Source organism: Enterobacter cloacae complex sp. P40C2, assembly GCF_014930695.1.
GTDB classification, from domain to species: domain Bacteria; phylum Pseudomonadota; class Gammaproteobacteria; order Enterobacterales; family Enterobacteriaceae; genus Enterobacter; species Enterobacter pasteurii.
On record NZ_JADBRP010000005.1, the window covers coordinates 303,876 to 329,178 of the forward strand.

The window sequence follows — 25,303 nt, forward strand, 5'->3', positions numbered from 1 at the left end:
ATTTACTCCTCTTCTGGCATATCCTCCTGTTCCGGTGAGTCGGCCTGCTCAACTTTGAGGGCTATCTGGTCGCGCAGATCGTCAATAACCTGCTGCACCCTGACAACTGCAGAAGGGGTCATGGCGCAGTCTCGTTCAAGAATGTCGGGTAACGTCTCCAGCACCTGAACCATTGCTTTTGCCATGGAGGAAAATTCTCGGGTGACTTCGGAGGCCGGTATTAGCTCCCCTGTTTCCTGCTGAAACTTGAGCCTTTCACGCTCCGACTGAAACCAGGCTTTACGATCGGGGGGAAGCATTTTGTCGACGTCCACCAGCTCCGACGGTGTGGTACTCGTCAGCAACTCCTTGAGGATATCGGTGATGGCATAAAGCTTAAGTTTCGGATTGCTGCCCGGTGCCGGCTGAACATTTGCCAGCTTGCTTGCGACCGTCTGGCGGTGCAGATCGGTAATGGCTGCCAGCTGCGTGATATTCAGCCGGAAATTTTTCAGTTCGTTATCCATGATGGTGAACAAAAAATAGTCATTTCGACATCCTGCAAATGCTCAGGACTGAAATATCAAGAGGTTAAAAGGATGATGATGAAACCTATAAAATGCAAAAAACTAGCCGTTTTCCGCGTGTCCTCGCCCCCTCGGTGTCCAGAATTGCCGGAAGTACCTTTTACACATAATAGCAATTGTCACCTTTGCTTTGATGCCAGCAGAGATGCGCCTTTACAGATAGCTGCTGCCAGTGATTCAGCCAACACTTCCGGCGGGATTAATGGCAATCGTGAGGCCCAGAATGCCCGTGTTCTCACCCAGTCCATATCTCCGGTGAGTTGTGCTGTAATAGCATCCCGTAGCTCTTTGATCAGGGCTGCTTTCGATTCTTCCTTCTCATACAGGGAGTTATTCATAATCGTGTCCAATATCAGTAGTTTTGATGAATATGCAGGAAGGGTATTTGCGCTGCTTTACGAATCGTTACCAATCCCAGTTGATTTAACAATCGGAGATATTATCGGACAACAGGATTTGTACATGCACCACGGTATACCAGACGAGATGGTGACTGAGTGTGAGATCGCATCGTATACCATTCAATGGCTCGCCAGCGCAGGCTATTTGAGCATGCAGGCTGGAAACGGTAATGATTTTTTTCAATCTGGTTCTGACTGAAAAGGGGCTGGAAGTTATGAAAGCTATTCCGGGCGCGATTGACTCGCAATCTCAGCCTCTGGGTAAGCAAATCTCAGCGGCACTCAAATCAGGCACAAAAGAAACCCTGAAACTTCTGACCAACCAGGCACTGGCAATAGGTATTAAGATTGCCGCCCAGAATTTGGATTTTAAAACAGGAAGTATCGCAGGTATTCACTGGATGCCTGCTGTAATGCCCATCCCTTCTTGTGGAGAAAGGTCGTTATCCACTCGTGTCGGTTTATGTCCTTACATTTAAATGTGCATTATGTTTGCATTATTTGAGCAAGATGTTAATGTCCCCCAGCCTTAGAGCAAGAAACACTAAAAACATAACAAAAGATTCAACTCATAATTGCCCCGCACCAGGGGCATTTTTTATGGCAGAACGCAGTTCAACCCATACCTTTTAATGCATGTAATTTCGAGTGAAATGCAATCTGTTTATAGGGGATGTCAGGTAAGTCATATGGAACAAGTAAGAACTAGCGAATACCGTTAACCTAAGGAAATTCCTAATGCTTTACGCTTACGCTTGTTGATTACTGGCTGACTGCCAAGCTCTTCAAGACTCTGATGAGGAGATTGCCAACTCCAGGGAACCATCGATAAAAAGAGCAAGTAAAACTGAGACTCCTTTTGCCCTCCTAGTTGGGGGCATTTTTTATCACTTATTCGCGATAAGTATTATCCAGCCTACCAGTTGATGATCTGCGGTTCGTATAGATGTGGTGCCGGGTGCCTCCCGGTGAGCCTTTAGGTTAACCAACCATGACCCGCTTGCTCCAGAAATTCACGATGCCCTCATGAAGAAGAGTCGTCAGGTTAATTAGCCCCGCCGCTGAGGGGGATTCACCACGGTCTAACTGTAACACATTAATGCCGATCGAGTGCTGAGTTGTGAGACTTTGCTACGGTTAAAGTCCAGAGGAGAGACTGTGTCAGAGCCTCATGGATGAGGTTCTATTTTACATCGGTCTGCTTATCCCAGTCCTGCTGGAATTCGGTCGGGTTGCCGCCCCCTGCGAACAATGATTATTTTACGTGCTGCCTTTCCTTTTCAATTTTACGTATTGCTGCTTTATCAAGATTGCATTGCCCTAGCGCCGTTATGAGCTGAGCGTTTAACTCCAGACTCGCCTGCCACGTGAACGGAACCACCATTCCGGGGATTGGGGTATCTGCGGTCAGGTCAGCGCTTATCGGTACCAGCGGCGCCGGTACGTACACTGTCTGCGTATTCCCGCAGGCTGTTAGCTGCGGCAGAAGGAACAAGCTGCTTAGCGCACAGATCACCTTCAAGCTCCTGCCTGATGTAGACAATTTGCGTCTCGCCCTTTTGGGCCAAGTCGTTCTTTGCATTCTGAGTTGCCTGTGAAATGTCACGGATGAGGTTCATTGCGATGATCACGTTGTTGGTGATCGCTTCTGATGTATCTGCCCTGACCGTCGCTTTATCGCGCTGGTCTCTATAGGTAATCGCATTGCCACGGTAGTGGTTAATAGCCCAGGCCATGAAAACCAGCAGACAGATAACGACAGCGCAAATGATTGCTGTAAATCGGCTCATTTCTGGCCCCACTCGCAAACTTCACGTTCAATCTCACGCCGGGTTACCAGGCCCTTCCACTGCTTGCCGCCTGCATACGTCCATCGTTGCAGTTCTTTGCATGCTCCCAACACGTCACCGGCGTTCAGCTTCTTCAGCAGCGTGGAGCTGGCGAAAGCACCAGAGCCAACGTTGTAGGTGAAGGTGTAAAGCGCGGCGCGGGTAGGTTCAGGAATGCGAACTTTGATCAGCGGGTCGATAGCATTTGCCACCTTACGCAGGTCGGATTGAAGCAAAGCGTCACATTCTTTATCGGTGTAGCGATGACCGCGGCGAACGTCAGCGCCGGTGTGACCATCGCAAACAGTCCAGACGCCGACGACATCCTGATAGGCGTAATATCGTCGCCCTTCCAGGCCATCTGCATTGCCCAGCATGACAGCTGCAATAGAGATTGCTCCGGATCCGCCAACAATGGCACCCACCAGCTTATTTCTGAGTGTCGGGTTCATCTCGGCTCCTGCTGCGGCGGTTTTCTTCACGGATCTTGAAATACAAATTCGTAACATACGTAAGTACAGCGATAACTATGCCCACCAGCACGCCTATGGCGTTCCACTGCTCAGGGCTGTATGCGTTCAGAATGCCGTTTAACACGCTCCCCGCAGAAGCCCCGTAAGCGGCGCCGGTAGTTATTTTATCCATTCGTAACATCTCTCACCTCCGATAGTCCCGAGGTGTTATTGATAGGGACGATCAGGCTCTCGGGCTTGTACTAACAACAAGAATGGTCGAGTGTGATGGCCAAGAGCCTGAAATAAAAAAGCCGCAGCATCAGCGCATCAAAGTCCACATAGCTACGACTCAGATACAAAAAAGCCCCGGCTTTATGCCGGGGCTAGAGGGATTTGGACTGACCTCGCGGATAATTCCAACTTACCGCCGTCCATTGGCGACGAGGCCAGTGGCGCGGAATATTATAGATGTCAGTGCTTTTGGAATTAGCAATCAGTGCTTAAAGGGGCATGCAGCGGCCCGCTGATTATTTCTGCCTCACCATTGTGACAAATATCATCACCTCGAGTCAGATGCCAGACACCAGTTATTGTCTGGCCCGTTTCAAGGTCCTCGGTGACACCGGCGGTGTAGTAAGCAACCTGCACTATGCCGTTGTGCTGTATCCAGTAGAAACCTTCTTTCATTGCCATCTCCTCGGTGTGAGGATTTGATTATATGGCAGCGGTGTGAGTGTTGGTGTTAGAAATACTAAATCGTTAATTAAGTAATTCCTTGGACCGCCATCGAGGTGTCAAGCAATAAGCACAGCTCCGTGTTCTTTCCAGTTGAGCTGATGGCGAAAAAAAAGACCAGCAATAAGCTGCTGGTCATGGGTCATGCAGTTGTCTCTGCGAAGCGGGTGTATCCCCACCCAGTGTTTTCAGTATCGAGAGCATTATCAAATGCCTATTAAAAGATAGTTCCTTTGATGAAACATATGCCAAATGGTTTGTGCTTCCCGAATTTTTTAAGAAAGTTCTTAGCCCAACCGTAAACACAGGCTCATTCTAGGTTGAGCTGGTTGTGCAAGAGGTAGGTCATAAAGCAAAAAAGCTGCCTTTGGGCAGCCTAAAAATAAAGAAATTAAAGTTGTGGTGCCGGGTGCCTCCCGGTGACTCTGCGCTAGACCACAGAACCGCGTTCCATAAACCCGACTGGTTTTGCCTAGCCGCCCCACCGCTTAGGGGGATTCACCACCCGAGCACTCTACGTGGCATAGTGCTTAAAAGATACATTTAATTTACTATTTACAAAATAATAAAAACCCCGCCGAGGCGAGGTTCAGAATTTTTAACTATGGATATATAAAGCCCATCGTTAGACCAAAATTACCACAGTTTAGGGAAAAGTAAATAGCTCACGATAAATTCACGCCCTATTTTGTTATCTGCTTCAGCTGCGCATCAGCCCACGCCTCTTCGATATCAAACTTGGTGATGAGCTGGTCGTAGAATGGCTTAACAGACTTCTTCCAGGTATCGAGGCTGATTGCATCCGTTATCTGGCACACCGCGGCGTAAGCCTCAGTGGAAGGAATTCGTTCATACCCCCGCCCGCTGCAGCGCTTACAGTCAGCCATAACCGGCACACCCTGCTGTTCAGTAAGGACCTGATTAACGGCTTTCCCGCGTCCATGGCAATCTCTACAGGCACAACTTACAACCTTCTTGCCCTTACACTGAGGGCACAGAACGCGCGCCACCTCCTTGACCTTCCTGCGTACTTCATACTCAGAAGGACAAATGCCTTTGACGTCCATATTCAGAGACATCTTCACAAACCTCTTCTCTCTTGCCGGAGTGTGAGACTTCATGCTGAAAACCTCAGCGTCAATAAACCCTTCCCCTTTGCAGCCATCGCACTGCTTCACGCTGGCAGCGCTGCGGGAATAGTCTTCAAACGCGAAGGCAGCCAGCTGATGCATCACCAGTGGTTTAACCCCTTGATCCAGTTTGCGCAGCGCAGGCACCCGATCGCACTTAGTCAACGCGTACTGGGCCAGCAGTTCGATCGCCCTCTTCCGGTCATTGTTGCTGATCCCCATCTTCCCGAGAAAAGCGCTGTAACCCATGGCGGCCCGTTCCTGTGTCATGCCCATAGCGGCCATGATATCCGTTCCGCTTAATGAATTTGACGCCGTAGCGCGCGGAGAGTCGCTAATCATTGTTGATTTGGCGAAGTGATATTTGAGGGTGCTTTCAAGATTCATGCGGTCTCCAGCTCGGTGATGGTGAGTTCTAATTTTCCGCCCTTAACGACAGGCATTTTCACAACGCGATAATCCACAACCTGGCAGTCATCCAGCCAGAACCCCGCCCTGGTTAAAGCGTCGAATGCAGCTTTCTGCAGGTTATCCAGATCGCGGCGTCGGCGGTCGGGCATGTGACATTCAATTCGGATTTTGAGTGGTGCAGCTGTCCGAATATTAAGCCGGGCGCTTTGAATGACGCTGGCAACTACATAGCGGTACGCGACGCCATCGGCGCTAATGTGAGTGCGCCCGCGGTTGTGCCGGTAATACCGGTTGTTGCTCGGCGGCCAGGGCAAAGTGATTTGATATGTCTTCACGTTCCCCCCCACATCCGGTTTCGCCAGCGGCTATCCGGTCGCGCTGGTGTATTTGAGGTCGGAAGGAATGCACTGACAGTCCAGGTCACGTAATCCTGATTAAGGCTGCGCTCAACTCGCACGCCGCGCGCTTTGTAACGCTTAACCAGTTCTTCGGCCTGTTCGGTGCTGCAATCGGTGTGGTGGAACCAGGAAAACTTCATTCCATCACCCCGCGAAGCCAAGCAGCTGCGCGGCGACGTTTTCGGCTTCATCGCGACTGCGGAATGAACGGGACAGGACCCAGCGCCAGAGGACATCGAGCGCAGCTTTATAGAGTTGCTGGAACTCGAGCTCGTCCATGTTGGCGAAGGAGATGCTACGTGGATGCTTTTTGAGTGTGCCGTCAGGTAGCTGAATGGCATCAAAGTGCCCTGCCTCGACGATCACCCATGAGCGGTAAGCATCGAAGGATTTGCACAGGCTAATACCATTCGTGACGCGCCGGTAAGCAACCTGTTCCAGATACTGCTCAACTGCATCGATCAGCGCGCCCTCATTCCCGCCATACGAAGCCAGGAACTTGGCGTAGCCGGTTATCAGCTTCCGCTCGTTACTCGAGATAGCCCCGCCGGTTGGTTCCCAGTATTCAAAACCGAGATTGAGAAGCGCGAAAAAGCGCCGGTGAAATGCCGGGTTTCGTACCCGCCTGAACTCGGCAACAAGAACATCGCCGAGCCGGATTTTTGATTGCAGGATATCGCTGGTCTCGGGCGTTGCCGGGATCAGTATTCCTGAATGGTGTTTGATAAGTTGTAATTCTAGCGCCATGGTTCTCTCCGTGGCGCATCAGGTATAGGTTGTTCAGGCCTATGAAAGGATAATATCAGACGGTGGTGTTACTCGGTACCCCAGTCGTTTTGCAAACTGCATAAACCCGTTGAGAGTGAATATTTCTTCCTCCTCAAGTAATGGTCGTAACGAAACTATTCCATTTACTCGATAAACCAGATATCTCCCTTCCGCCGGGAAGCTATAGATAACTGCTTTATCGGCCCTTCTGACCACGTCGTACCATTGATCATCTGCATTAAAGGCATCTGCACTACACACTATTTCCCCCAGAGCGACTTATTGACGCGGTAAACAGTAATCGGGAACAGCCAGGGGAACGCAAACAGCGATACTCTTTTAAACTGCTCCAGTGAAATTCACGCGATTAATAAAACCACTCGTCCGCGCTTTCCCAGGTCTCCTGCAGGATATGTTCGACCTCTTTCTTGTCGCCCCCGAAAACAGTCAAACCATCATTACTGGCACGCATAATCGTAAGCTGGCAATCATCGAACTGCTTACTGAGTCTTTTATACTGTTCTGACTCAAGTGCAGGTATAGCTCCATAAGGAAGTTTCTTCATGCGATCAATGGTTAACACGATTTTCATTTTTCCCTCCGCAATGAATTACTGTATGTATATACAGCTCATTTATAAACGTATCTCACGGATTTTGCAACGCTTTACGAGCACAAAATGCATACCTCAGGTCCGTACAAATCCCCTAAACGAACATAGGCTGGCTTTAATTCAGCTAAAAAGCTCTGTTCGGCTCCTTCTCTGAAAATCGTCCGTTCCGGTTGTTCTTTGAACATTAATATTAATATCATTCAAGGTTATGAAGAAGAGTGATAGAGGAAAGGTGTTAGGCTGGAAATTACTAATTGGTTTGCTTTTGGTCACAATCGTTGGGTTAGCACTGTTCGGTTTCGTATTTTCACTCCAGCAGTTGAAGTAAAGAGTATGATCGTTCTCTTTAGCATGCCATGCACGAAACGTAAAAAAACCCGCTCAAGGCGGGTTTCTTATGACTTTCACTTATCTGCTCAGGCTTATGCCGTCATCGCTGTCGTAAGTGTTCAGGTCACTCTCAGGTATTACAGCGCAATAACGTTAGCAGCTGCCGGCCCCTTGGCGCCATTCTCAATCGAGAACTCAACCTTTTGGCCTTCATCCAACGTTTTATAATCATTACTCTGAATAGCAGAGAAATGTACAAAAACATCTTTGCTACCATCAGTTGGGCTAATGAAACCGAAGCCTTTTTCAGAGTTAAACCATTTTACTAAACCAGTCATTTTATTTGACATAGATACATCCTTTAATTTTTTTTGAGCCACAAGTTGTGGCGAACATGGCCTGATTGCAAATGAGGACTTACTGGGCAATTTGGAGAAGGCTCATGCAGAAGAGTATCTATGGATAACACTTGAAATGAGGACTGCTTTGCTAAAACTGCTTTCATAAGGTCTGTATGCCAAACCGAGGACACATAGTGAACCCTTATGAGACATTAAGCAAGATTAGATTTGTCAGCGATTTACTGAGGAAATTTACAATTCAACGATATTTTAAAATTGCTGAGAAGAGTACCAAATTTACACGTTACTCTTTCTGTCGGGAGAAATGCCGTGTCCTGTCATCTCTATTCATTTTATGCTTCAACCTTGTGAAAACCGCTAACGATGACGCATATAGTGTTTGTCTTTCTTGTTAAAATCATTCCAGCTTTTGATTTGCTCTGGCTTTAAGCCCTTTTCCATCATTATCCCTAATAAAATTCTATAGCTTAGAAAATTTAGATTTCGACAAATATCATTGAAGAATAGGAAGTAAGCCTTCAAATCATCATAAGGTCAGCATTTTAGGGGATCAGGCCTTCATCCCCTTCCCCCTTGCCAAGTTAATTCTGTCAACGCATTCTCTTAGCAATTTGACTTGCTCCGGAGAGAGTTCAGATTCATCAATTGTTGTCAGAAAAGCGTTGAGAGAGCGCTCAATATCATTTTTAGTTAACCGTAAACAGATAACCTTAACCCAACGTGGCGAGAACTTGCTGAGGCCAATTGCTCTTGTGATTCGTAATTTCATGCCATGTCTCTTTACCGCCATTTTGGCGTTTTTGCAGCCTCGTTTATAGCACGCAATGGATAATATTATGTGAATATTTCGCCTTAGAATTTTCTAAGGGTCGTTTAGCCAGGGTAACCGGGCTTTCAGTGAACATCTAAGTTGGTTTTCCAGCATGTCACAAAAGCGCCTCGTCATTACCCGAAGCGGCTTATCACGTGAAGGTAGTTTTTACGGTCATACACAGGCTGGAATGTCAGCTTTGTGCCAAAAGCGGACATCGCAAAGTTGCTTCGCGAATATGGCAAATTCTTCTGGATCAGACGCGCCAGCCCTACGGATTGACATTTGTCATTACTCTCCGAAGGAATTCACTTACCTTCGGTTTTACGATAAATGTCTGGTCGATTGATCTGCCAGACAAAGTCTGGCCTGTTCAACGGGTTATACCCCAGTTTTTGGTATAACCAGGGCGCGCTGTCGGTGACCAGCATTATTCGTCGCAGGCGTGAGATCAACGGATGAACGTGACAGCATTCAATCAGCCAACGACCAAGACCACTTTTCTGATACTCATCCAGCACATAGACGTCGCACAAATAACCAAAAGTGGCATAGTCAGTGACCAGACGGGCGAAGCCAATTTGCCTTGTTCCATCCAGAAGCGCAAAACAAAGGCTGTTCTGGACTGAAATCCTGACCGTTTCAGCATCAATGCCAGGAGCCCAGGAAGATTGCGAGAGGTAATCGTGAATGGCTTCCAGTTGAAAAGAAGCAGGGTCGGTTGTGACAGTAAACTGGTCTTTGGTAAAATTCAGGTGCTGATTACTCACTGAACATCACCTTCTGCATTTACTTGTGAACAGACAAACCTTGCTGGCGAGGGCTGGTTTCTAAATTGGGCCATGCTCAGGATGCTTTTTCATGTACTGTCATGATGAATACCAGTGGGCACTCCCCCTGATTCTCATAAAAATGAGGAACGTCCGTTCTGGCTGTTGCCGAACAGCCAGTTTTTACCTGATACAGGTGATCCTTCACACCCAGCGTGAGCGTGCCCGTCTGTACATATAACAGCTCAAGCGTCCCTCCCGTGTGGCCGGGCGAAGCAAACTTTTCCCCCGGTTGCATTTCCCACATCCAGAGCTCGGTCATATCAGGGCCACCCGAACCAGCAAGCAACCTTGCTCTCCCACCTTTTTCTCCAGCCCACAATTCAGGGATCTCATCTTTAGCAATGAGGTGCACGGTCGGTTTGGAGCTGACATCTACAAAATCAGCCACCGAAACGCCCATCGCGGCGGCGAGACGGCATAACAGGGCTATGCTGGGATTTGCCCGGCACCCCTCAATCTCAACCAGTGCTCCCTTGCTGACGCCCGCCCGGCGGGAGAGTTCATCGAGAGATATTTTCTTTTGCTTACGATACAGCTTAATCCGCTGAGATACGGCTTCATTTACGGTGTTGACGATAGCATTTGCATCGGTCATTAAATTGACTTTTTTGGTCATGGGTCATTATCATGGAATAAATTGGTCATTAAAGGATTATCTCGTGTTAACAGTCACCCCGTCAATTGCCCCTGAAATTTATCGCATTGCTCCCGGCTTTCGGGCACTCAGTATCTACGTAAAAGCTGCGCCAGTGCTTAACCTCGATATCGGAGAAACGGCGCTGCGGGAAGCTTGTGAAGCGGTTCTGGCCGGTGAGCCTAAATGGGCGGAATCTCATCTGATCGCATGGGCCGACGTTTTTCAAAAGTTTGGAGCTAAACCTAAGCGCACCCCTTGCTCAGCGGATGCGTTACGCAAGCGTGTATTACGTGGCGGAACGATGCCAGCGATCGATCCCATCGTTGATCTTTATAATGCCGTTAGTCTCCGCTATGCCGTTCCGGTTGGTGGAGAGAATATTGCTGCGTATCAGGGTTCGCCGCATCTGGGGGTGGCAAAAGGAACAGAGCCTTTTGATACCGTCAAAGAGGGGGAAACGGCCGTTGAATATCCTTCACAAGGAGAGATTATCTGGTGTGATGATATTGGCGTGACCTGCCGTCGCTGGAACTGGCGACAGGGGATCAGAACTCGCTTAGGCGTGGAAGCTCAACAAATGTGGTTTATTCTGGAAAGCCTGCCGCAGATGCCGCTGGATAAACTTCACGAAGCCGGGAAGATGTTGACCGACGGCCTGGAAAAAATGATGCCCGGTCTGTGGTTTGAAGTGGCTCTTATCGAAGAGCAATGCCAGTAATACCATTCAGGAGAAATAAAATGTTTACTGGCTTGTCTGCTTTCCCGTTAACCCCAGTCACCGGCAATGGAGTCGATGAGCAGGGGTTCATTAATATTCTGACCCGCCTTACGGCGGCACGTGTGGATTCTATAGGCATTCTGGGGTCAACCGGAAGTTATGCCTATCTGACCCGGGAGCAGCGCAAGCGTATCGCTACTCTGGCAAAACAGCATGCCGGGGATATCCCAATGATGGTTTGTGTGGGGGCGGTCAGTACCGACGCTATTCTGCATCTGGTAGATGATGCGCAGGCAGCTGGCGCGAATGCCCTTTTACTCCCGGCGGTCTGCTATCAAACACTCCGTGATGACGAAGTCTTCTCGCTCTTCGAGACCGTTACCCACCACGTGTCAGTACCGGTGTGTATCTATGATAATCCAGGTACCACGCATTTTACCTTTACGGATGAACTGCACGGGCGTCTCTCGTCACTTGAGGGCGTTCGCTCGGTTAAGATCCCCGGTGTCCCCGTTAGTCCGGAGGCAGCGACGGAACGAGTGGCTGCGTTGCGCCAACAACTGCGCCCTGATGTAACCATCGGTATTAGTGGCGATGCCTATGCCGGGCTCGGATTAAATGCGGGTTGTGAAGTCTGGTACTCCGTGTGCGGCGGTCTATTCCCGCAAACAGCAAAACAGATAACTGACGCAGCAGCAGCGCAGGATCATGTACGCGTTACTGCACTGACAGCGCGACTTGAACCGTTGTGGGCGCTGTTCCGTAAACATGGCGGAAGTATTCGCGTTATTGCCGCTGCTGCTGGTGTACTTGAGCTTACCGACACGGATTGCCTGCCTCGACCTCTGCAATCGTTGTCAGCTGCCGACATCGCGGATATTGCCCATGTGATAAGCACGCTAGATCTGAAGTGATCTCTCCGCAGGACTGGCAGCTACAGGTCCTTTTGAAACAACCTCTTTAGGTCCGCTTCTAGCTCAAAGCGGACCATTGCATCTCTATGCCCTGCCACCAGCTTTCAAGCGAGCATATTTAGCTTTCAAAAGCTCCGCCGGTGTCGGCCCCTTCGGAGCAACTGGTGCAGCCAACGCCCGTCGAACAGGCGGAATCTGCTTCCCGGACAGCACCCGCTTTTCCCACATGTCCAGAATATCGCCAGCTTCACGCTCGAGCTCTTTATGGCTCAGTTGAACATCGGTTCCGCGGCGACGCAGTTCGAGGCAGATGTGGTAAAAAACCGGTTTCGGCCAAGGATACTGCTCACTGCTCGGGTACCGGAATACCAGCTTACGCCACTTCCAGTATTCGGCCATGATTTCATTGGTGGTGATCCCCAGTACGCATCGCCCTTCCCTGCACCATTTGATGAACTGGCCTGGCGAAGGCAGGAACGGACGCTCCTGGCGGCGTACCATGCGCATACCGGCTTCAACCTGCTCCATGGTGGTTATCCCATTTTCTTTGAACGCCAGCACCCATTGTCGGCGGATCTCGTTCACATCCTCCTGACTGCGATTAACCAAGCTTGCGGGGAACGCGGCGGCCAGCTGTACGAACAGCCCGTTGATAATCTGCGCCACCTGCTGCGTTTGTTCGCGTTCGGTGTACTGCTCAGACAGGTTATGGGCCAAGCGGCGAGCCTGTTCCCTGTCAAAATTGCGAATGCTCTCGGCTAGGTTTTTCATTCCAGCACCCCGTCAATCCAGTCGGTGTTATGCAGGTCGATGCCGCCGCGGGAAGGTTTTGGCGTTCCGGTTGCGCGCAGCCGCTTCGTGGTGAGCTGATCCCACTGTTTGCGAAGACTCGAGGGGCTCAGGATGTTGTCTTTCCAGAACTCGTCCCGGTTAGCCCACTGGAACAAGTCACAGATTTCGTAGTGAGTACGCTTGTCCTGGACACGCATCAGCCTGATGGTGTTTGCCCATTCAGCCCAGTTTGGCTCGGATAGCGATGCGTTGACGGTGAGAAGCCTGTCGTAAATCCAGTGTGCGGCCTTGAGGTCGTCAGCGGATCCCCATGATTTACCTGCCGGGGTGTATATCCCGGCGGCAGCTTCTGGATGGCGTGAGAGAAACTTATGAGTTTTCTGGTTTCGGGATTCGTCAGAATTCCGAGACGAGGATATTTTAATATTGTTCTTGTTATAGTCTTGGGTGTCTACCGTTTCCGGGAAGGTTTTTCCCGATTTCGGTAACACTTTTCCCGATTTCGGGAAGACTTTTCCCGTTTTCGGTTTGTCTAAAATCCAGGCGGAAAGGTCAGTATTTATACCGACCGTTTTCATCACGCCCTGCTTCTGACTGAAGATGATTTTGCGTTCTGCGAGCGATTTTAGCGCATCAGAAACGTGGGAATCACTCAATCCTGTAAGCTCGGCGATCACCGTGTTCGTAACGCGGTCCTGCTTCTTGTTCCAGCCATAGGTAAGCCAGATCACCGCCTCAAAACACTGCCACTCCCGGCCTGACATTCTCAGACGAGGCTTGAGCTGTTGGATCTCGTTAGCGACCTTTGTATACCCATTCGACAGGTCGGCCATACGACCTCCCGGTTGTTCGGTTCTGTGGGGGAAATTGATAATTTCAGCTGTGTTTGACATACTTATCTCCGCAATCGTTAGCCACTTTTGCACCTGAAAGTCGGTTCTGTTAGCGCAGACCGGCTTTCGCCTTTTCTGAAGTCTTCACATTGCCCCCAACATGGTAGTGACCATCGCCAGCAGCGGCGCCGTAAGGTCCGGATCGATCCTGAACATTTCGAAAATACCCTCGCATAACTCCTTCAGCTTTTCCTTCTTCGGTGCATCGAGCATCAGAGCTTGCTTCGCCTCACTCACCTCTTTTTCTAATCTGGCCATGCGATACGCAAACGAGTCGTTCTTTACAACACGGTCGCGATATCGAAGCGGTAATACGGACATGATCGCTGGCACCAACTGTTCGACGTTCTTTCGGTACGATGCGGAGTCTTCTTTGTTATCGAGCCAGCGGAACAGCTTCACGTTCCAGACATCGGCCTGGCCTGAGAAATCCACGCCATCAAGTTGAAGTTCTTCCGCCGCTTCTTGGATTTGAAGCGCAACAGCTACACGCCCTTCTGCCGCTGCCCACGCCCGGACTGCAGAACAAATATCGCGATGATCAATATCCTGCGCTGCCGATTCGCTTTGATGACAGGGGAATATCAGTGGATTAGAGGAAGCTCTGCTACTCTGTTGAAATGAAACAGTTTGCATTGTTAGGGCTCCTGTTTAGGTAAACCATCAGTGGGGTTTGGGTATAGATCTGGGCGCAGCTCGTGAGGAGTTACGCCGGTTACTAAGTAAATTGGCAGGACCCGTTCTGCAGGTACCACACCGTGATATCGGTTTTTCCAGCGACTAACCGACATAGGTTTTATACCCAGCATGGATGCGAGATTTGTTGCTGTGCCAGCTGATTTAATAGCTTTAGTTAACCCGTTCATCATTGTCTCCGAATTGAACATCGCTTAATTAAGCCTAGAGCTTAATCAATTGTCAAGCCCGAGGCGAATTTTAAAGTTTAAGCAAAAGGCTTATTCTTCTAACCATGAAAGAGAAAACCGTACTTAATCCACTACTTGTCGACCGCCTTTCAGAGCTGAATGGCCGTGGTATGACTAAATCCGATATGGCTAGGGTTGCTGGGGTTACTCCGCAATCTGTAAACGGCTGGTTTAAGAAAGGTGTGATCAGTAAGAAATCCGCCCTTGCAGTTGCTGACGCAGCTGGTGTATCTGTGCCATGGTTGCTCGGTGAAGACGTTGGCGAAAAAGACGGTCTTAAGCCTGACGAGCAGCGTCTACTGGAGCTCTATCGCCAGTTGCCAGAAGAAGAGCAGCAAAACATGTTACGGATCGTGTCACTACGGCTAAAAGAACTCGACGAATTGTATGCCAAGTACATGGGGCGCAGGATTAAAGGCGATTAGGAATGACTTAGCAAGTAAGAACCACTTCAAGAAGGGATTGCATTCCCCATTCCGGAAGCTATTTTGCGGAGGCCTTTCTGTTGTGGTTTGTGGTGGATAATCATGCAGCACCAAGCGCATAAGACAGATCAGTTAGCCTACGCAGATCCATCCACCGTAAACGAGGGTGGTTTAATTTTGACCATATACAGCAAATTAATTGAAACGACGAGGGCTCAGGATGTCCCAAGAATTATCTTTATCCTTTACCGAAAACATATATTATTCAACTAAAGAACCTGTAAGCATCAAAGATGTAATCACTTCCCTTCAGGGATGGGAAAGCATCGCAAAACAATCTGAAGGAGTTTTGCAGGAGCTGACCGGTGCTAACATTCTTGATATATCTGTGCATGTAGCTCGATTGGAAGCAGGAAGCCTGTATGAAGATATTGTTATTAAACTTATCTTTGGCACACAAGAGGAAATGGACAAGTTTCTTGCTGCCGCACATGCGAAGCTCGGAAAGGGGAAAATGAGAAACGCTCTCGTTGGTGCTGTTGTGATAGGTCTCGTAGGATATGGCTTAGTTCTTGCAACTAAGGCGATGGCTCCTAACAATACCTCCCACTTTGAAGCTAATAACAATACGATTATTAATATTGGTGCAGGTGAGGCCAACATTTCACCAGAACGTCTTCAGGCTATAATCGAAAGCACTGTTACCAACAAGAAGACTCTTGCAAAGAGTTCCATAAAGACGCTTGCGCCAGCAAGAGCAGATGATGAAGCTACAATGGTCATTGGCACAGGTGGCGGCACTGTTACAATTCCAGCTGACACCATCAAAAAAGCTCCAACTGAAGTTGTATTCACGCCAGAATCTTATACACAGGATCACTCTGATGTGGATGTTGAAATCCGTGCATTAGACCTCGATAATCCCGAGAAAGGCTGGGCCGCAGTAATCCCAGGGCTTATAGACCGAAGAGTAAATATAGTACTTGGTCCTAATGTAAAACCATCAGACTTTGCTGGGAAATTCGTTGTAAGGGCTGATATTACAATTACTTATCAACTCAAATCGTCTGATAAGAAATACCAGCCGAAAGAAGTATTTATCAAAGAAATAATCAAATAACCTTAACCAACTTCAGCGCTTTGTATTCAATGCACTAACACATCAGCGCCTCCGACCATTCTCAATATGACCTCACCGAACCCGACCATAGCGTCGGGTTTTTTACCTTCTAGTCCATCAAACATCACAACTAAGTCTGAAACTTAACCCTTAAATTCGCCCAAGACTTGACATTAATTAAGCCCCAAGCTTAATATGAAATCACTTCGATGTACTACGGACCACCAAGGCAGGACGCCAACGAAGTAGCCGCCGACGGCATATGAAGAGTCGGATGAGGTGGAGAGATTAACGCGCATCAGGTGTAAACGTTCCGCTGGCCGGCGATAAGGCAAACGAGGTGAGAATGATTGATTTCGCACGCAAACCAGGACGGCAACAGGCCGTGAAACTTAACTTCTTCGAGGTGATTCTTCGCCGCCTGTGCTACCTGCTGGCGCAAAAGGGGAATCCAGATGTGTAACTCAACGAAATGCGGGTACTGCGGCAAGCCGGTTAAACCGGGGGAAGTAGTCAAAAGTACCCTTCTCTACCGCAACGGCTCACAGCTGGCGCGCAAAGAAAAAGAATACTGCTCTGAACGTTGTGCTTCGTACGACCAGATGGCCCACGAGGCATAACGTAAAAGCCGCGCAAGGCGGCCCGTACGTCCGGTGCTCCCGACCAAAGTTACACCGGAAAACTACTTAAAAAACCAAAGTTCACCCAATGGGCGCTATCTCTGGCCCGGGGATCTTACATCCAAAAAAGAGGATCTCACATGGAATTTTTCTATGTAGTTAAGGCTACGCATAAATCAGGCAAAGAAGACGCAGTGATTTGGTTCACTGCGAAATCAGAAGCCCGTGCCAACCTGCAGCTCGATGTTGAGCTGGAAGATGCTGGTATTGAAACCGGACGCGGTAAGGATTACGCCAAACCGGTTCGCACCGATTTCCCGGTGTATAACGACCTCCCGGAAGAAAACACCGTGGATTACACCTGGTGCAAACGCTACGAACTGCAGGACGATGGACGCATCTGGCTGCCAAAGGCTGGCGATGAGTCGACTAGTGCCGTGGACAACACTGCCGCACCGGAGACGACCGTTAATGTCGAAACCACCGTCGAAAGTGTCCCGCTTGAAAACCGCACTCCAGCGGTCCGTTTTGCCGTCCATCTGACCAGCGACAAATACCAGTCAAATATCACTAAAGAGCAGCAGTTGGCTGCCAGCGAAATGTCACTGGATGAAGGCAACACCTATCTCCAAAACCTGCTACAGGCGAAGAACGATATCCCTGAAGTTGACGAACTCAGCCTGAACGCTGAGTGGAAACTGGTTCAGGCGATTAAGCAGGTATTTGCGCCAGATGAAGAGCACGAAGTAAAGCTACTTGCTGCTTTCATGGCCGACTGGTTGAGGGTAGATGCAGGTGACCGCAATGAGTTAGTTAGAGAGTGGAGAAGCGGAAAGCTTACACTTCTCAAATCAGAAAGCACCAGCGAGACCGGCGTTACAACCGATCAGGATCCAGAACCTGATAACGGTATCCAGATTGACGAGAATGATGACGAAACCACTCGTTATCCAGTCGTTAGTATGCCCTTCCGCAAGCAGCTCCTCGCCCAGTTCACCGCCGAAGAACTGCGCCACCACTTAACCCGCGAAGAATACGAAGGTATCAGCGCTCTGGAGATGGACACTGATAACAGCTATGTCCAGAACCTGCTGCTGGCGGCAGAAAACTGCGAAGAGGTGAAGGGTTACGATACCAAAGACCTGTGGCGCTACACCGACGCCATTCGCAAAGTGTTCAGCCAGGAGAAGCGTCACGAACTCGCTTTGGTTCTCCGATTCACCAGAATCTGGGCTGCGACTGATTACATTGACCGCGGCATTCTCGTTCGCGAATGGGCAGCCGGTAACCGCATTAGTAATGTTCAGCGCACCGATTCTGGTACCAATGCCGACGGCGGCTATGTAACGGATCGCGGAGAAGGCGCGCATCACACTCTGGACACTCTCGATCTTGAGATCGCATGCGCCCTACTGCCTATGGACTTCCACCACTTCGAAATTCCTTCGAGCGTGTTACGACGTGCCAAAGAAATCGTGGCGAAGAAAGAAGAACCATGGAAATCATGGAGCGCCATCCTGCGTAATCAGCCCGGCATACTGGCGGTTAACCGTGCGGCAATCTTCAACTTGATCCGCATCGCGCCAGAAAACATCCACCACACGCCAGCGGCTCATCTTGAGTTTGTGAATAAAACCATGACGGCTGAATTTAACTCTGCTGTGAAATTACTGCCGTTGCCGACTCCTGTAGTTGAGACTGAAGCCCCAGCTGAACAACCGCAGGTTGAAAATCTCGGCAGCGGCGTGTTCTCCATCGATGGCCTGATGGGTGGAAATACCGAACCGGTCGTCAATACCTCCTCAAATGAAGTCGAAAACACGAAATACACAGCGGAGACCACCAGCGATGTGCAGATGGAAACGGCTAAGCCAGAGAAAGACGAAGATGTTGATTCGGTACAACCAGGCGAAGGCGCTTATGCAGCTAATACGCAGACAGATTCCATAGCGCCGGAAGAGCAACAGTCAGAGCCAGTAATCGAATACCCGGCCTACTTCGAACCTGGCCGCTACGAAGGTCTGCCGAATGATGTTTATCACGCAGCAAACGGCATCAGCTCAACTCAGGTGAAAGATGCCCGCGTCAGCCTGATGTACTTCAATGCGCGCCATGTAGCTAAAACTATCCCTCGCACAACATCCAAAGTGCTGGACATGGGAAACCTGGTGCACGCCCTTGCATTGCAGCCGGAAAACCTCGAAGCAGAGTTCAGCGTAGAACCAGAGATCCCGGAGGGTGCTTTCACCACCACCGCAACCCTGCGCGAGTTCATCGACGCGTACAACGCCAGCCTGCCGGCGCTGCTGAGTGCAGACGAGATTAAAGCGTTGCTTGAAGAACATAACGCATCCCTTCCCGCTCCAGTGCCGCTTGGCGCCAGCCTGGAAGAAACGGCTCAAAGCTATATGGCTCTCCCTGTTGAGTACCAGCGTATTGAAGAAGGTCAGAAGCAGACAGCAACGGCAATGAAGGCATGCATCAAAGAGTACAACGCCACCCTGCCCGTGCCGGTTAAAACCAGCGGCAGCCGTGATGCGCTACTCGAGCAATTAGCGATCATCAATCCAGACCTGGTGGCGCAAGAAGCGCAGAAACCGACACCGCTGAAAGTGTCCGGTACCAAAGCAGACATGATCCAGGCAGTTAAATCAGTTAAGCCCGATGCCATCTTCGCCGACGAACTGCTGGATGCCTGGCGCAACAACCCTGGCGAAAAGATATTGGTTACCCGCCAGCAGTTGGCCACAGCGCGGGCAATTCAGTCTGCACTCCTAGGGCACCCGACCGCCGGCATGCTGCTGACACATCCAAGCCGCGCCGTTGAAGTGAGTTACTTCGGTTTTGACGACGAAACCGGATTAGAAGTGCGTGTACGCCCCGATCTCGAGATTGAACTGGACGGCGTGCGCATCGGTGCTGACCTGAAAACCATCAGCATGTGGAATGTGAAGCAGGAAAGCCTGCGCGCCAGGCTGCACCGGGAAATCATTGATCGGGACTACCACCTCAGTGCGGCTATGTATTGCGAGACCGCGGCGCTGGACCAGTTCTTCTGGATTTTCGTCAACAAAGACGAGAGCTACCACTGGATCGCCATCATCGAGGCATCCGCAGACCTTCTGGAACTGGGCATGCTCGAGTACCGAAAGGCAATGCGCGCTATAGCAACCGGCTTCGACACAGGGGAATGGCCAGCGCCAATCATCGACGATTACACCGACGAACTGAACGACTTCGACCTGCGCCGCCTCGAAGCGCTGCGCGCTCAGGCTTAAGGGGGATTTATGCATAACACTAACGTTACCGTTGCTGACCAGAACACCGTTATTAACTCCAACGTGGCTTTGTTCGATTCCCAATATCTGAACGCCATCAGCACGTTCGCGCAGATTATGGCGCAAGGCACCGCGACTGTTCCTAAACACCTGCAGGGCAACCAAGCCGACTGCATGGCTGTAGCGATGCAAGCGGCACAGTGGCAGATGAATCCCTTTGCTGTGGCGCAGAAGACGCACCTGATTAACGGTGTGCTCGGGTATGAAGCGCAGCTCGTTAATGCCGTCATTTCACGCAGCGGGGTACTGGCCAGCCGATTTGATTATGAATGGTATGGGCCATGGGAAAAGGTCGTTGGAAAATTCCATATCCGTAAAGGCGACAAAGGCGAGTACCGGGTCCCAGGCTGGACCCTGGCTGATGAAGCCGGGATCGGCATCATTATCCGCGCAACGCTTAAAGGTGAAGATCAGCCTAGAGAACTCGATTTGCTGCTGGCTCAGGCCCGTACCCGAAATTCTACCCTTTGGGCTGATGACCCTCGCCAGCAGCTGGCGTACCTGGCCGTAAAACGCTGGGCGAGACTGTTCTGCCCGGATGTGATTCTGGGCGTTTATACCCCGGATGAGCTCGATGATCGTCGTGAAGAACGAGAGGTAAACCCGGCACCGGCTCAGCACGTTAGCCTTGCAGACATTTCAGGTGACAACGTCACTACGACTCAAACGGCTCAGGAATCAGCTCAAAACATCGATGCACTTGCTGATGATTTCCGTGGTCGCATCGAGGCGGCTCAGGATGTGAATAGCGCTAAAGCTCTGCGCGCTGATATTGAAACCGTGAAAGCAACGCTGGGTTCTGCCCTGTTCACTGAGCTGAAAAACAAGGCCGTGAAGCGCTACTACCTGGTTGATGCACGGAACAAAGTCGAAGCAGCTATCAATTCCTTGCCACCTTCAGATGAGCCCGACGCAGCTGCGCGGTTCACAGAGGTAGAGCGAGTTCTTGCAGCGTCCAAACGCCATCTGGGTGACGAATTGCATGGTCAATTCAGCATCACCCTGGCGGATATGAAACCGGAATACGTGGACTAACGAGATCGGGAGGGGAAACCCTCCCTCAAGGAGAAGAAATGCGACTGATTAACCGAGGCAGTAAGCAATCCCCTTTGGCTCGCCAGGCATGTGAAATCGCACTCGCAGCCCACCAGCAAAGATACGGCGACTATGGGCGCAGCAAGATGAAAGAGACCTATACGGTGAGAGTGGAAGGCGTGAAGGTCTGGGTTGAAGTGGTCAACTGCAAGGCAAGCTACGTGGCCACGGCAATGACCGGCATGCGCCGACTGCGCTCCCTGCCCGGCCAGGCAAACTGAAACTGAAATATCAACGACTGAAGACCGGCATATCTATACTCATGCCGGTTACCTGAGGTGAACCATGTCGCAGGTAATTTTTAACGAAGAATGGGTTGTTGGCGCCAGGCTCACAGAAAAAACAGGCCTGACCCAACGACAGATTGAGAAGTATCGCCAGGGCTGCTGGGTAGAAGGTGTCCATTTTAAACGGATATCGCCTTCTGGGGAAAAAACCTTGCGTGGCACAACCTGGTACAACTATCCGAGAATTAATCAGTTAATAAGGGATGCGTAAGATGGCAGCTTTGCCTACAGGTGTCGAAATCAGAAACAATAAGATTTGTATCTGGTTTATGTACCGGGGAAAGCGTTGCCGAGAAATCCTCAAAGGTTGGATTAACACCCCGGCGAACATCAAAAAAGCCGGGAATCTTCGGGCTGTGATCGTTAGTGAGATCAACCTTGGAGAGTTTGATTACCACCAGCGCTTTCCTTCATCGTCCAGAGCAAAAAAAACCGTAACCACTGTTTCAGTTCAAACCTTTTCAGAGCTGTGTGAACTGTGGACGAGCATTAAAGAAACCGAAATTAGCGCGAATACCATGCGTAAGACTCGCTCACAACTCGGTACGTTAATGCACATCATTAACGGAGATACGCCTGTTTCAACTATACGCCACAGCGACATTCTGAAATACAGAAAGGAGCTGTTGAACGGTGAGACACTTTACCTGGCAAATCCCAGAAGTAACAAACAGGGACGCACTGTGCGTACCGTGAACAACTATATATCGCTTCTGTGCTCCCTTCTTCGGTTTGCACACAAATCTGGCTTTATCAGTGGCAAACCCTTTGAAGGGATCAAGAAACTACACAAAGGGAAAGTAAAACCGGATCCTTTAACGAAGCAGGAGTTTAGTTTGCTTGCGGAATCCGAGCGTGGCCAAAGCCTCAATATGTGGACGTTCGCAGTTTATACTGGTGTCCGTCATGGAGAGCTTGCAGCTCTTGCCTGGGAAGATATCGACTGGGAAAAAGGTACGGCTCATATACAGCGCAACCTTAATGCGCTAGGAATGTTCGTCCCACCCAAAACCGATGCAGGTGATCGAGTTATCACGCTATTAGAGCCAGCACTAGAGGCCTTGAAGGCACAGCGTACGCTGACTTCGTTACAGCCCAAAACCGAGATTGTTTTTCATCACCGTGAGTATGGTGCGATGGAATATCAAAACCTGAGATTTGTTTTCATGCCCAGGATGCGCAAGGGCATACAGAAGGCCTACTACTCTTTATCGAGTATCGGCTCCAGATTTAACGCAGCTGTAAAACGTGCTGGTATTCGCCGCCGGAATCCGTACCATACGCGGCATACTTTTGCCTGCTGGCTTTTATCTGCCGGCGCTAACCCGTCTTTCATAGCCAGCCAGATGGGGCATGAAAACGCGCAAATGGTTTATGAAGTCTACGGTGCGTGGATTGAAGAAATGAATGGCGAACAGGTGCTGATGCTTAACGATAAGCTGGCACGCTGAAAAATTTTTGCCCCTATTATGCCCCTATTGGCTCCGAAGGTAGTAATAAATGCAAGAAAATCAAGAAATTAACAAAAAAGAGCAATACAACCTGAACAAGCTGCAAAAGCGACTGCGCCGTAACGTGGGCGAAGCCATTGCAGACTTCAACATGATTGAAGAAGGCGACCGTATTATGGTCTGCCTGTCAGGGGGTAAAGATAGCTATACCATGCTGGAGATCCTGCGCAATCTTCAGCAAAGCGCACCGGTGAACTTTTCCCTGGTGGCGGTCAATCTCGACCAGAAACAGCCGGGCTTTCCGGAGCATATCCTGCCGGAGTACCTGGAGAAACTGGGCGTTGAATACAAGATCGTAGAAGAGAATACCTACGGTATTGTTAAAGAGAAGATCCCTGAAGGCAAAACGACCTGCTCGCTCTGCTCCCGTCTTCGCCGCGGCATTCTGTACCGTACAGCAACGGAGCTGGGCGCAACCAAAATCGCGCTGGGCCACCACCGTGACGACATTCTGCAAACGCTGTTCCTGAATATGTTCTACGGCGGCAAAATGAAGGGCATGCCGCCGAAGCTGATGAGTGATGACGGCAAACACATCGTCATCCGCCCGCTCGCCTACTGTCGCGAGAAAGACATCGAGCGTTTCTCACAGGCCAAAGCCTTCCCTATCATTCCATGCAACCTGTGCGGATCTCAGCCTAACCTGCAGCGTCAGGTGATTGGCGACATGCTGCGTGACTGGGATAAACGCTATCCGGGTCGTATCGAGACGATGTTCAGCGCCATGCAGAACGTGGTTCCTTCGCACCTGGCCGACATCGAGCTGTTCGATTTTAAAGGCATCAACCATGGTTCAGAAGTAATAAACGGTGGCGACCTGGCGTTTGACCGCGAAGAGATCCCGATGCAGCCTGCCGGCTGGCAGCCGGAAGAAGATGATGCGCAATTCGATGAACTACGCCTGAACGTGGTGGAAGTAAAATAACCTTACAGCGTCTCAGAAACCGCTTCTGAGACGCTTCTTCAGCTTACTTCAGCAGTCGAATGCGACAGGTTTTCCCTTTAATTTTCCCGTTCTGCAATTGTTTCCAGGCTTTGTGAGCAACCGGCTGGCGAACCGCCACGTAGACATGTGCCGGATGAACCGTAATTTTACCAATATCTGTCCCATCCAGACCGATATCCCCTGTTAACGCGCCCAGAACGTCACCCGGACGCATTTTGGCTTTCTTACCGCCGTCGATGCAAAGGGTAACCATCTCCGCCACAAGCGGAACAACGCTGGTGTGGCCTGGTGCGCTCACCCAGTTGAGTTTCATTTGCAGCATTTCTGCAAGAATGTTGGCGCGCTGAGCCTCTTCAGGCGCGCAGAAGCTGATAGCAAGACCGCTGTTGCCGGCACGCGCCGTGCGTCCGATACGGTGTACATGCACCTCTGGATCCCATGCCAGCTCAAAATTGACCACCAGCTCTAGAGATTTAATGTCCAGCCCACGGGCCGCCACGTCCGTGGCAACCAGCACGCGAGCGCTGCCGTTAGCGAAACGCACCAGGGTCTGATCGCGATCGCGCTGCTCCAGATCGCCGTGCAGCGATAACGCACTCTGCCCGGCTTCATTCAGGGCATCACACACAGCCTGACAATCTTTTTTGGTGTTACAGAACACCACGCAGGACGCGGGCTGGTGCTGGCTCAGTAATTTTTGCAGCAGCGGAATTTTGCCCTGCTGCGACGTTTCATAGAACTGCTGTTCAATTGCTGGCAATGCATCAACGGTATCAATTTCGATGGTAAGCGGATCTTTCTGCACGCGCCCGCTGATCGCCGCAATCGACTCGGGCCAGGTGGCAGAAAAGAGCAGCGTTTGACGAGAGGCAGGCGCGAAGCGGATCACGTCGTCAATCGCGTCGCTGAATCCCATATCCAGCATGCGGTCTGCTTCATCCATCACCAGCGTTTGCAGCGCATCAAGTGAAACGGTGCCTTTTTGCAGATGATCGAGCAGACGACCCGGCGTCGCCACAATGATATGCGGCGCATGCTGAAGAGAATCGCGCTGCGCACCAAAAGGTTGTCCACCGCATAGCGTTAAAATTTTGGTGTTCGGTAAAAAGCGCGCCAGGCGACGCAGCTCGCCCGCCACCTGATCGGCCAGCTCGCGCGTTGGGCAGAGAATAAGAGACTGGGTCTGAAACAGGGTTACATCGATGTGCTGTAACAGGCCAAGACCGAATGCAGCCGTTTTACCACTGCCGGTTTTAGCCTGCACGCGCACGTCACGGCCTTCGAGGATGGCTGGCAGGGCAGCGGCCTGAACAGGTGTCATAGTCAGGTAGCCCAACTCATTCAGGTTAGTGAGTTGGGCAGCAGGCAGAACATTCAGCGTGGAAAAAGCGGTCACAATATACTCTCGTGGTAAAGATTACGGTCAGATGGCGCGTATC

The 25,303-nt window shown here is 50.4% G+C and carries 32 protein-coding genes and 1 pseudogene; 14 read left to right on the forward strand and 19 right to left on the reverse strand.

Features of this window, described 5'->3' with window-relative positions; genetic code table 11:
• Window positions 1-2: 2 nt before the first annotated feature.
• Complete coding sequence (locus tag IM304_RS12390) at window positions 3-506, reverse strand: DUF1441 family protein (RefSeq protein WP_193355325.1); 504 nt, start codon at window positions 504-506, stop codon at window positions 3-5.
• Window positions 507-578: 72 nt separating this feature from the next.
• Between IM304_RS12390 and IM304_RS12395 the strand changes: the two genes are divergently transcribed.
• Together IM304_RS12395 and IM304_RS12400 are read left to right on the forward strand one after the other, a co-directional pair.
• Complete coding sequence (locus IM304_RS12395; RefSeq protein WP_193355235.1) at window positions 579-1,166, forward strand: hypothetical protein; 588 nt, start codon at window positions 579-581, stop codon at window positions 1,164-1,166.
• Complete coding sequence (locus IM304_RS12400) at window positions 1,138-1,446, forward strand: hypothetical protein (protein ID WP_193355236.1); 309 nt, start codon at window positions 1,138-1,140, stop codon at window positions 1,444-1,446. The genes IM304_RS12395 and IM304_RS12400 overlap by 29 nt, the downstream gene beginning before the upstream one ends.
• A gap of 933 nt (window positions 1,447-2,379) precedes the next feature.
• On the opposite strand, the gene IM304_RS12405 is transcribed toward IM304_RS12400, so the two are convergent.
• From IM304_RS12405 to IM304_RS12460, 13 genes are all read right to left on the reverse strand, one after another.
• Window positions 2,380-2,757 (reverse strand): DUF2570 domain-containing protein, encoded by a 378-nt coding sequence (locus IM304_RS12405; RefSeq protein ID WP_176610209.1) that lies wholly within the window; start codon window positions 2,755-2,757, stop codon window positions 2,380-2,382.
• Window positions 2,754-3,248: a lysozyme gene (locus IM304_RS12410; protein WP_193355237.1), complete on the reverse strand. Its 495-nt coding sequence runs from the start codon at window positions 3,246-3,248 to the stop codon at window positions 2,754-2,756. The genes IM304_RS12405 and IM304_RS12410 overlap by 4 nt, the downstream gene beginning before the upstream one ends.
• Complete coding sequence (locus IM304_RS12415) at window positions 3,226-3,450, reverse strand: class II holin family protein (protein ID WP_176610207.1); 225 nt, start codon at window positions 3,448-3,450, stop codon at window positions 3,226-3,228. Before IM304_RS12415 ends, IM304_RS12410 begins: the two co-directional genes overlap by 23 nt.
• Before the next feature lie 287 nt (window positions 3,451-3,737).
• Entirely contained in the window at window positions 3,738-3,938 is a 201-nt protein-coding gene (locus tag IM304_RS12420; protein WP_193035758.1) for a hypothetical protein, read from the reverse strand.
• Between the two features lie 731 nt (window positions 3,939-4,669).
• Window positions 4,670-5,503, reverse strand: a complete 834-nt coding sequence (locus IM304_RS12425; RefSeq protein WP_193355238.1) for an antitermination protein — start codon at window positions 5,501-5,503, stop codon at window positions 4,670-4,672.
• Window positions 5,500-5,862, reverse strand: coding sequence for a crossover junction endodeoxyribonuclease RusA (rusA, locus tag IM304_RS12430; protein ID WP_193355239.1), 363 nt, complete (start codon window positions 5,860-5,862; stop codon window positions 5,500-5,502). Before rusA ends, IM304_RS12425 begins: the two co-directional genes overlap by 4 nt.
• Window positions 5,859-6,065 (reverse strand): hypothetical protein, encoded by a 207-nt coding sequence (locus IM304_RS12435; RefSeq protein ID WP_193355240.1) that lies wholly within the window; start codon window positions 6,063-6,065, stop codon window positions 5,859-5,861. The genes rusA and IM304_RS12435 overlap by 4 nt, the downstream gene beginning before the upstream one ends.
• A 4-nt stretch (window positions 6,066-6,069) precedes the next feature.
• Complete coding sequence (locus tag IM304_RS12440; RefSeq protein WP_193355241.1) at window positions 6,070-6,672, reverse strand: DUF1367 family protein; 603 nt, start codon at window positions 6,670-6,672, stop codon at window positions 6,070-6,072.
• A 39-nt stretch (window positions 6,673-6,711) separates the two neighbouring features.
• Entirely contained in the window at window positions 6,712-6,954 is a 243-nt protein-coding gene (locus tag IM304_RS22270) for a hypothetical protein (protein WP_224065701.1), read from the reverse strand.
• Window positions 6,955-7,060: 106 nt separating this feature from the next.
• A complete protein-coding gene (locus tag IM304_RS12445; protein WP_193355242.1) occupies window positions 7,061-7,285 on the reverse strand; it encodes a DinI family protein in 225 nt (74 codons plus the stop codon).
• A 488-nt stretch (window positions 7,286-7,773) separates the two neighbouring features.
• The gene (gene cspA, locus IM304_RS12450; RefSeq protein ID WP_064910676.1) at window positions 7,774-7,986 is read right to left on the reverse strand and encodes an RNA chaperone/antiterminator CspA; all 213 of its coding nucleotides are present in this window, start codon (window positions 7,984-7,986) and stop codon (window positions 7,774-7,776) included.
• Window positions 7,987-9,117: 1,131 nt separating this feature from the next.
• Window positions 9,118-9,579: a GNAT family N-acetyltransferase gene (locus tag IM304_RS12455; RefSeq protein ID WP_193355243.1), complete on the reverse strand. Its 462-nt coding sequence runs from the start codon at window positions 9,577-9,579 to the stop codon at window positions 9,118-9,120.
• A 76-nt stretch (window positions 9,580-9,655) separates the two neighbouring features.
• Window positions 9,656-10,258 (reverse strand): XRE family transcriptional regulator, encoded by a 603-nt coding sequence (locus tag IM304_RS12460; protein WP_193355244.1) that lies wholly within the window; start codon window positions 10,256-10,258, stop codon window positions 9,656-9,658.
• 43 nt (window positions 10,259-10,301) lie between these two features.
• Here IM304_RS12460 and IM304_RS12465 point away from each other — a divergent pair, with 43 nt between their 5' ends.
• Window positions 10,302-10,997 carry a B3/4 domain-containing protein gene (locus tag IM304_RS12465; protein WP_193355245.1) on the forward strand — a complete coding sequence of 232 codons (696 nt, stop codon included), beginning with the start codon at window positions 10,302-10,304 and terminating at the stop codon, window positions 10,995-10,997.
• Window positions 10,998-11,017: 20 nt separating this feature from the next.
• Window positions 11,018-11,911, forward strand: coding sequence for a dihydrodipicolinate synthase family protein (locus IM304_RS12470; protein WP_193355246.1), 894 nt, complete (start codon window positions 11,018-11,020; stop codon window positions 11,909-11,911).
• A gap of 84 nt (window positions 11,912-11,995) precedes the next feature.
• Here IM304_RS12470 and IM304_RS12475 read toward each other — a convergent pair whose 3' ends face one another.
• The 4 genes from IM304_RS12475 to IM304_RS12490 all read right to left on the reverse strand — a co-directional run bounded on the left by IM304_RS12475 (window position 11,996) and on the right by IM304_RS12490 (window position 14,462).
• Window positions 11,996-12,682 carry a replication protein P gene (locus tag IM304_RS12475; RefSeq protein WP_193355247.1) on the reverse strand — a complete coding sequence of 229 codons (687 nt, stop codon included), beginning with the start codon at window positions 12,680-12,682 and terminating at the stop codon, window positions 11,996-11,998.
• Window positions 12,679-13,596: a replication protein gene (locus IM304_RS12480; protein WP_193355248.1), complete on the reverse strand. Its 918-nt coding sequence runs from the start codon at window positions 13,594-13,596 to the stop codon at window positions 12,679-12,681. Before IM304_RS12480 ends, IM304_RS12475 begins: the two co-directional genes overlap by 4 nt.
• 84 nt (window positions 13,597-13,680) lie before the next feature.
• The gene (locus IM304_RS12485) at window positions 13,681-14,232 is read right to left on the reverse strand and encodes a toxin YdaT family protein (protein WP_193355249.1); all 552 of its coding nucleotides are present in this window, start codon (window positions 14,230-14,232) and stop codon (window positions 13,681-13,683) included.
• Window positions 14,233-14,234: 2 nt separating this feature from the next.
• On the reverse strand, window positions 14,235-14,462 hold the full coding sequence (locus IM304_RS12490) for a YdaS family helix-turn-helix protein (RefSeq protein ID WP_114519031.1): 228 nt from the start codon (window positions 14,460-14,462) through the stop codon (window positions 14,235-14,237).
• 104 nt (window positions 14,463-14,566) lie between these two features.
• Here IM304_RS12490 and IM304_RS12495 point away from each other — a divergent pair, with 104 nt between their 5' ends.
• The 10 genes and pseudogenes from IM304_RS12495 to ttcA all read left to right on the forward strand — a co-directional run bounded on the left by IM304_RS12495 (window position 14,567) and on the right by ttcA (window position 23,843).
• On the forward strand, window positions 14,567-14,947 hold the full coding sequence (locus IM304_RS12495; RefSeq protein ID WP_126287727.1) for a helix-turn-helix domain-containing protein: 381 nt from the start codon (window positions 14,567-14,569) through the stop codon (window positions 14,945-14,947).
• A 220-nt stretch (window positions 14,948-15,167) separates the two neighbouring features.
• Window positions 15,168-16,067 (forward strand): hypothetical protein, encoded by a 900-nt coding sequence (locus IM304_RS12500; RefSeq protein ID WP_193355250.1) that lies wholly within the window; start codon window positions 15,168-15,170, stop codon window positions 16,065-16,067.
• Between the two features lie 308 nt (window positions 16,068-16,375).
• Window positions 16,376-16,530: pseudogene (locus IM304_RS22275) on the forward strand (hypothetical protein); the annotation flags it as partial.
• Window positions 16,523-16,687 (forward strand): YdaE family protein, encoded by a 165-nt coding sequence (locus tag IM304_RS12505; protein ID WP_193361517.1) that lies wholly within the window; start codon window positions 16,523-16,525, stop codon window positions 16,685-16,687. The pseudogene IM304_RS22275 and the gene IM304_RS12505, both read left to right, overlap by 8 nt.
• Window positions 16,688-16,827: 140 nt before the next feature.
• Complete coding sequence (locus tag IM304_RS12510) at window positions 16,828-19,965, forward strand: RecE family exodeoxyribonuclease (RefSeq protein ID WP_193355251.1); 3,138 nt, start codon at window positions 16,828-16,830, stop codon at window positions 19,963-19,965.
• A gap of 9 nt (window positions 19,966-19,974) precedes the next feature.
• Window positions 19,975-21,060, forward strand: coding sequence for a RecT family recombinase (locus IM304_RS12515; protein ID WP_193355252.1), 1,086 nt, complete (start codon window positions 19,975-19,977; stop codon window positions 21,058-21,060).
• 38 nt (window positions 21,061-21,098) lie between these two features.
• Window positions 21,099-21,341, forward strand: coding sequence for a DUF4060 family protein (locus IM304_RS12520; RefSeq protein WP_020882485.1), 243 nt, complete (start codon window positions 21,099-21,101; stop codon window positions 21,339-21,341).
• 64 nt (window positions 21,342-21,405) lie between these two features.
• Window positions 21,406-21,618, forward strand: coding sequence for an excisionase family protein (gene xisR / locus IM304_RS12525; protein WP_022651304.1), 213 nt, complete (start codon window positions 21,406-21,408; stop codon window positions 21,616-21,618).
• A gap of 1 nt (window position 21,619) precedes the next feature.
• Window positions 21,620-22,858, forward strand: coding sequence for a site-specific integrase (locus IM304_RS12530; RefSeq protein ID WP_063149584.1), 1,239 nt, complete (start codon window positions 21,620-21,622; stop codon window positions 22,856-22,858).
• Between the two features lie 49 nt (window positions 22,859-22,907).
• On the forward strand, window positions 22,908-23,843 hold the full coding sequence (gene ttcA / locus IM304_RS12535; RefSeq protein ID WP_193355253.1) for a tRNA 2-thiocytidine(32) synthetase TtcA: 936 nt from the start codon (window positions 22,908-22,910) through the stop codon (window positions 23,841-23,843).
• A gap of 43 nt (window positions 23,844-23,886) precedes the next feature.
• Here ttcA and dbpA read toward each other — a convergent pair whose 3' ends face one another.
• Window positions 23,887-25,260, reverse strand: a complete 1,374-nt coding sequence (dbpA, locus tag IM304_RS12540; RefSeq protein WP_193355254.1) for an ATP-dependent RNA helicase DbpA — start codon at window positions 25,258-25,260, stop codon at window positions 23,887-23,889.
• Between the last annotated feature and the right edge of the window lie 43 nt (window positions 25,261-25,303).

Coding starts and splice junctions, on each gene's coding strand:
- IM304_RS12400 (WP_193355236.1), top strand. CDS start 1,138: ATGATTTTTTTCAATCTGGTTCTGACTGAAAAGGGGCTGGAAGTTATG.
- IM304_RS12510 (WP_193355251.1), top strand. CDS start 16,828: ATGGAATTTTTCTATGTAGTTAAGGCTACGCATAAATCAGGCAAAGAA.
- IM304_RS12410 (WP_193355237.1), bottom strand. CDS start 3,248: ATGAACCCGACACTCAGAAATAAGCTGGTGGGTGCCATTGTTGGCGGA.
- IM304_RS12415 (WP_176610207.1), bottom strand. CDS start 3,450: ATGTTACGAATGGATAAAATAACTACCGGCGCCGCTTACGGGGCTTCT.
- IM304_RS12485 (WP_193355249.1), bottom strand. CDS start 14,232: ATGCAAACTGTTTCATTTCAACAGAGTAGCAGAGCTTCCTCTAATCCA.
- IM304_RS12460 (WP_193355244.1), bottom strand. CDS start 10,258: ATGACCAAAAAAGTCAATTTAATGACCGATGCAAATGCTATCGTCAAC.
- cspA (WP_064910676.1), bottom strand. CDS start 7,986: ATGTCAAATAAAATGACTGGTTTAGTAAAATGGTTTAACTCTGAAAAA.
- IM304_RS12395 (WP_193355235.1), top strand. CDS start 579: ATGATGATGAAACCTATAAAATGCAAAAAACTAGCCGTTTTCCGCGTG.
- IM304_RS12515 (WP_193355252.1), top strand. CDS start 19,975: ATGCATAACACTAACGTTACCGTTGCTGACCAGAACACCGTTATTAAC.
- IM304_RS12420 (WP_193035758.1), bottom strand. CDS start 3,938: ATGAAAGAAGGTTTCTACTGGATACAGCACAACGGCATAGTGCAGGTT.
- IM304_RS12445 (WP_193355242.1), bottom strand. CDS start 7,285: ATGAAAATCGTGTTAACCATTGATCGCATGAAGAAACTTCCTTATGGA.
- IM304_RS12470 (WP_193355246.1), top strand. CDS start 11,018: ATGTTTACTGGCTTGTCTGCTTTCCCGTTAACCCCAGTCACCGGCAAT.
- IM304_RS12495 (WP_126287727.1), top strand. CDS start 14,567: ATGAAAGAGAAAACCGTACTTAATCCACTACTTGTCGACCGCCTTTCA.
- IM304_RS12490 (WP_114519031.1), bottom strand. CDS start 14,462: ATGAACGGGTTAACTAAAGCTATTAAATCAGCTGGCACAGCAACAAAT.
- IM304_RS12480 (WP_193355248.1), bottom strand. CDS start 13,596: ATGTCAAACACAGCTGAAATTATCAATTTCCCCCACAGAACCGAACAA.
- IM304_RS12505 (WP_193361517.1), top strand. CDS start 16,523: ATGTGTAACTCAACGAAATGCGGGTACTGCGGCAAGCCGGTTAAACCG.
- IM304_RS12435 (WP_193355240.1), bottom strand. CDS start 6,065: ATGAAGTTTTCCTGGTTCCACCACACCGATTGCAGCACCGAACAGGCC.
- xisR (WP_022651304.1), top strand. CDS start 21,406: ATGTCGCAGGTAATTTTTAACGAAGAATGGGTTGTTGGCGCCAGGCTC.
- IM304_RS12500 (WP_193355250.1), top strand. CDS start 15,168: ATGTCCCAAGAATTATCTTTATCCTTTACCGAAAACATATATTATTCA.
- IM304_RS12440 (WP_193355241.1), bottom strand. CDS start 6,672: ATGGCGCTAGAATTACAACTTATCAAACACCATTCAGGAATACTGATC.
- IM304_RS12530 (WP_063149584.1), top strand. CDS start 21,620: ATGGCAGCTTTGCCTACAGGTGTCGAAATCAGAAACAATAAGATTTGT.
- IM304_RS12425 (WP_193355238.1), bottom strand. CDS start 5,503: ATGAATCTTGAAAGCACCCTCAAATATCACTTCGCCAAATCAACAATG.
- IM304_RS12520 (WP_020882485.1), top strand. CDS start 21,099: ATGCGACTGATTAACCGAGGCAGTAAGCAATCCCCTTTGGCTCGCCAG.
- IM304_RS12405 (WP_176610209.1), bottom strand. CDS start 2,757: ATGAGCCGATTTACAGCAATCATTTGCGCTGTCGTTATCTGTCTGCTG.
- ttcA (WP_193355253.1), top strand. CDS start 22,908: ATGCAAGAAAATCAAGAAATTAACAAAAAAGAGCAATACAACCTGAAC.
- IM304_RS12390 (WP_193355325.1), bottom strand. CDS start 506: ATGGATAACGAACTGAAAAATTTCCGGCTGAATATCACGCAGCTGGCA.
- IM304_RS12475 (WP_193355247.1), bottom strand. CDS start 12,682: ATGAAAAACCTAGCCGAGAGCATTCGCAATTTTGACAGGGAACAGGCT.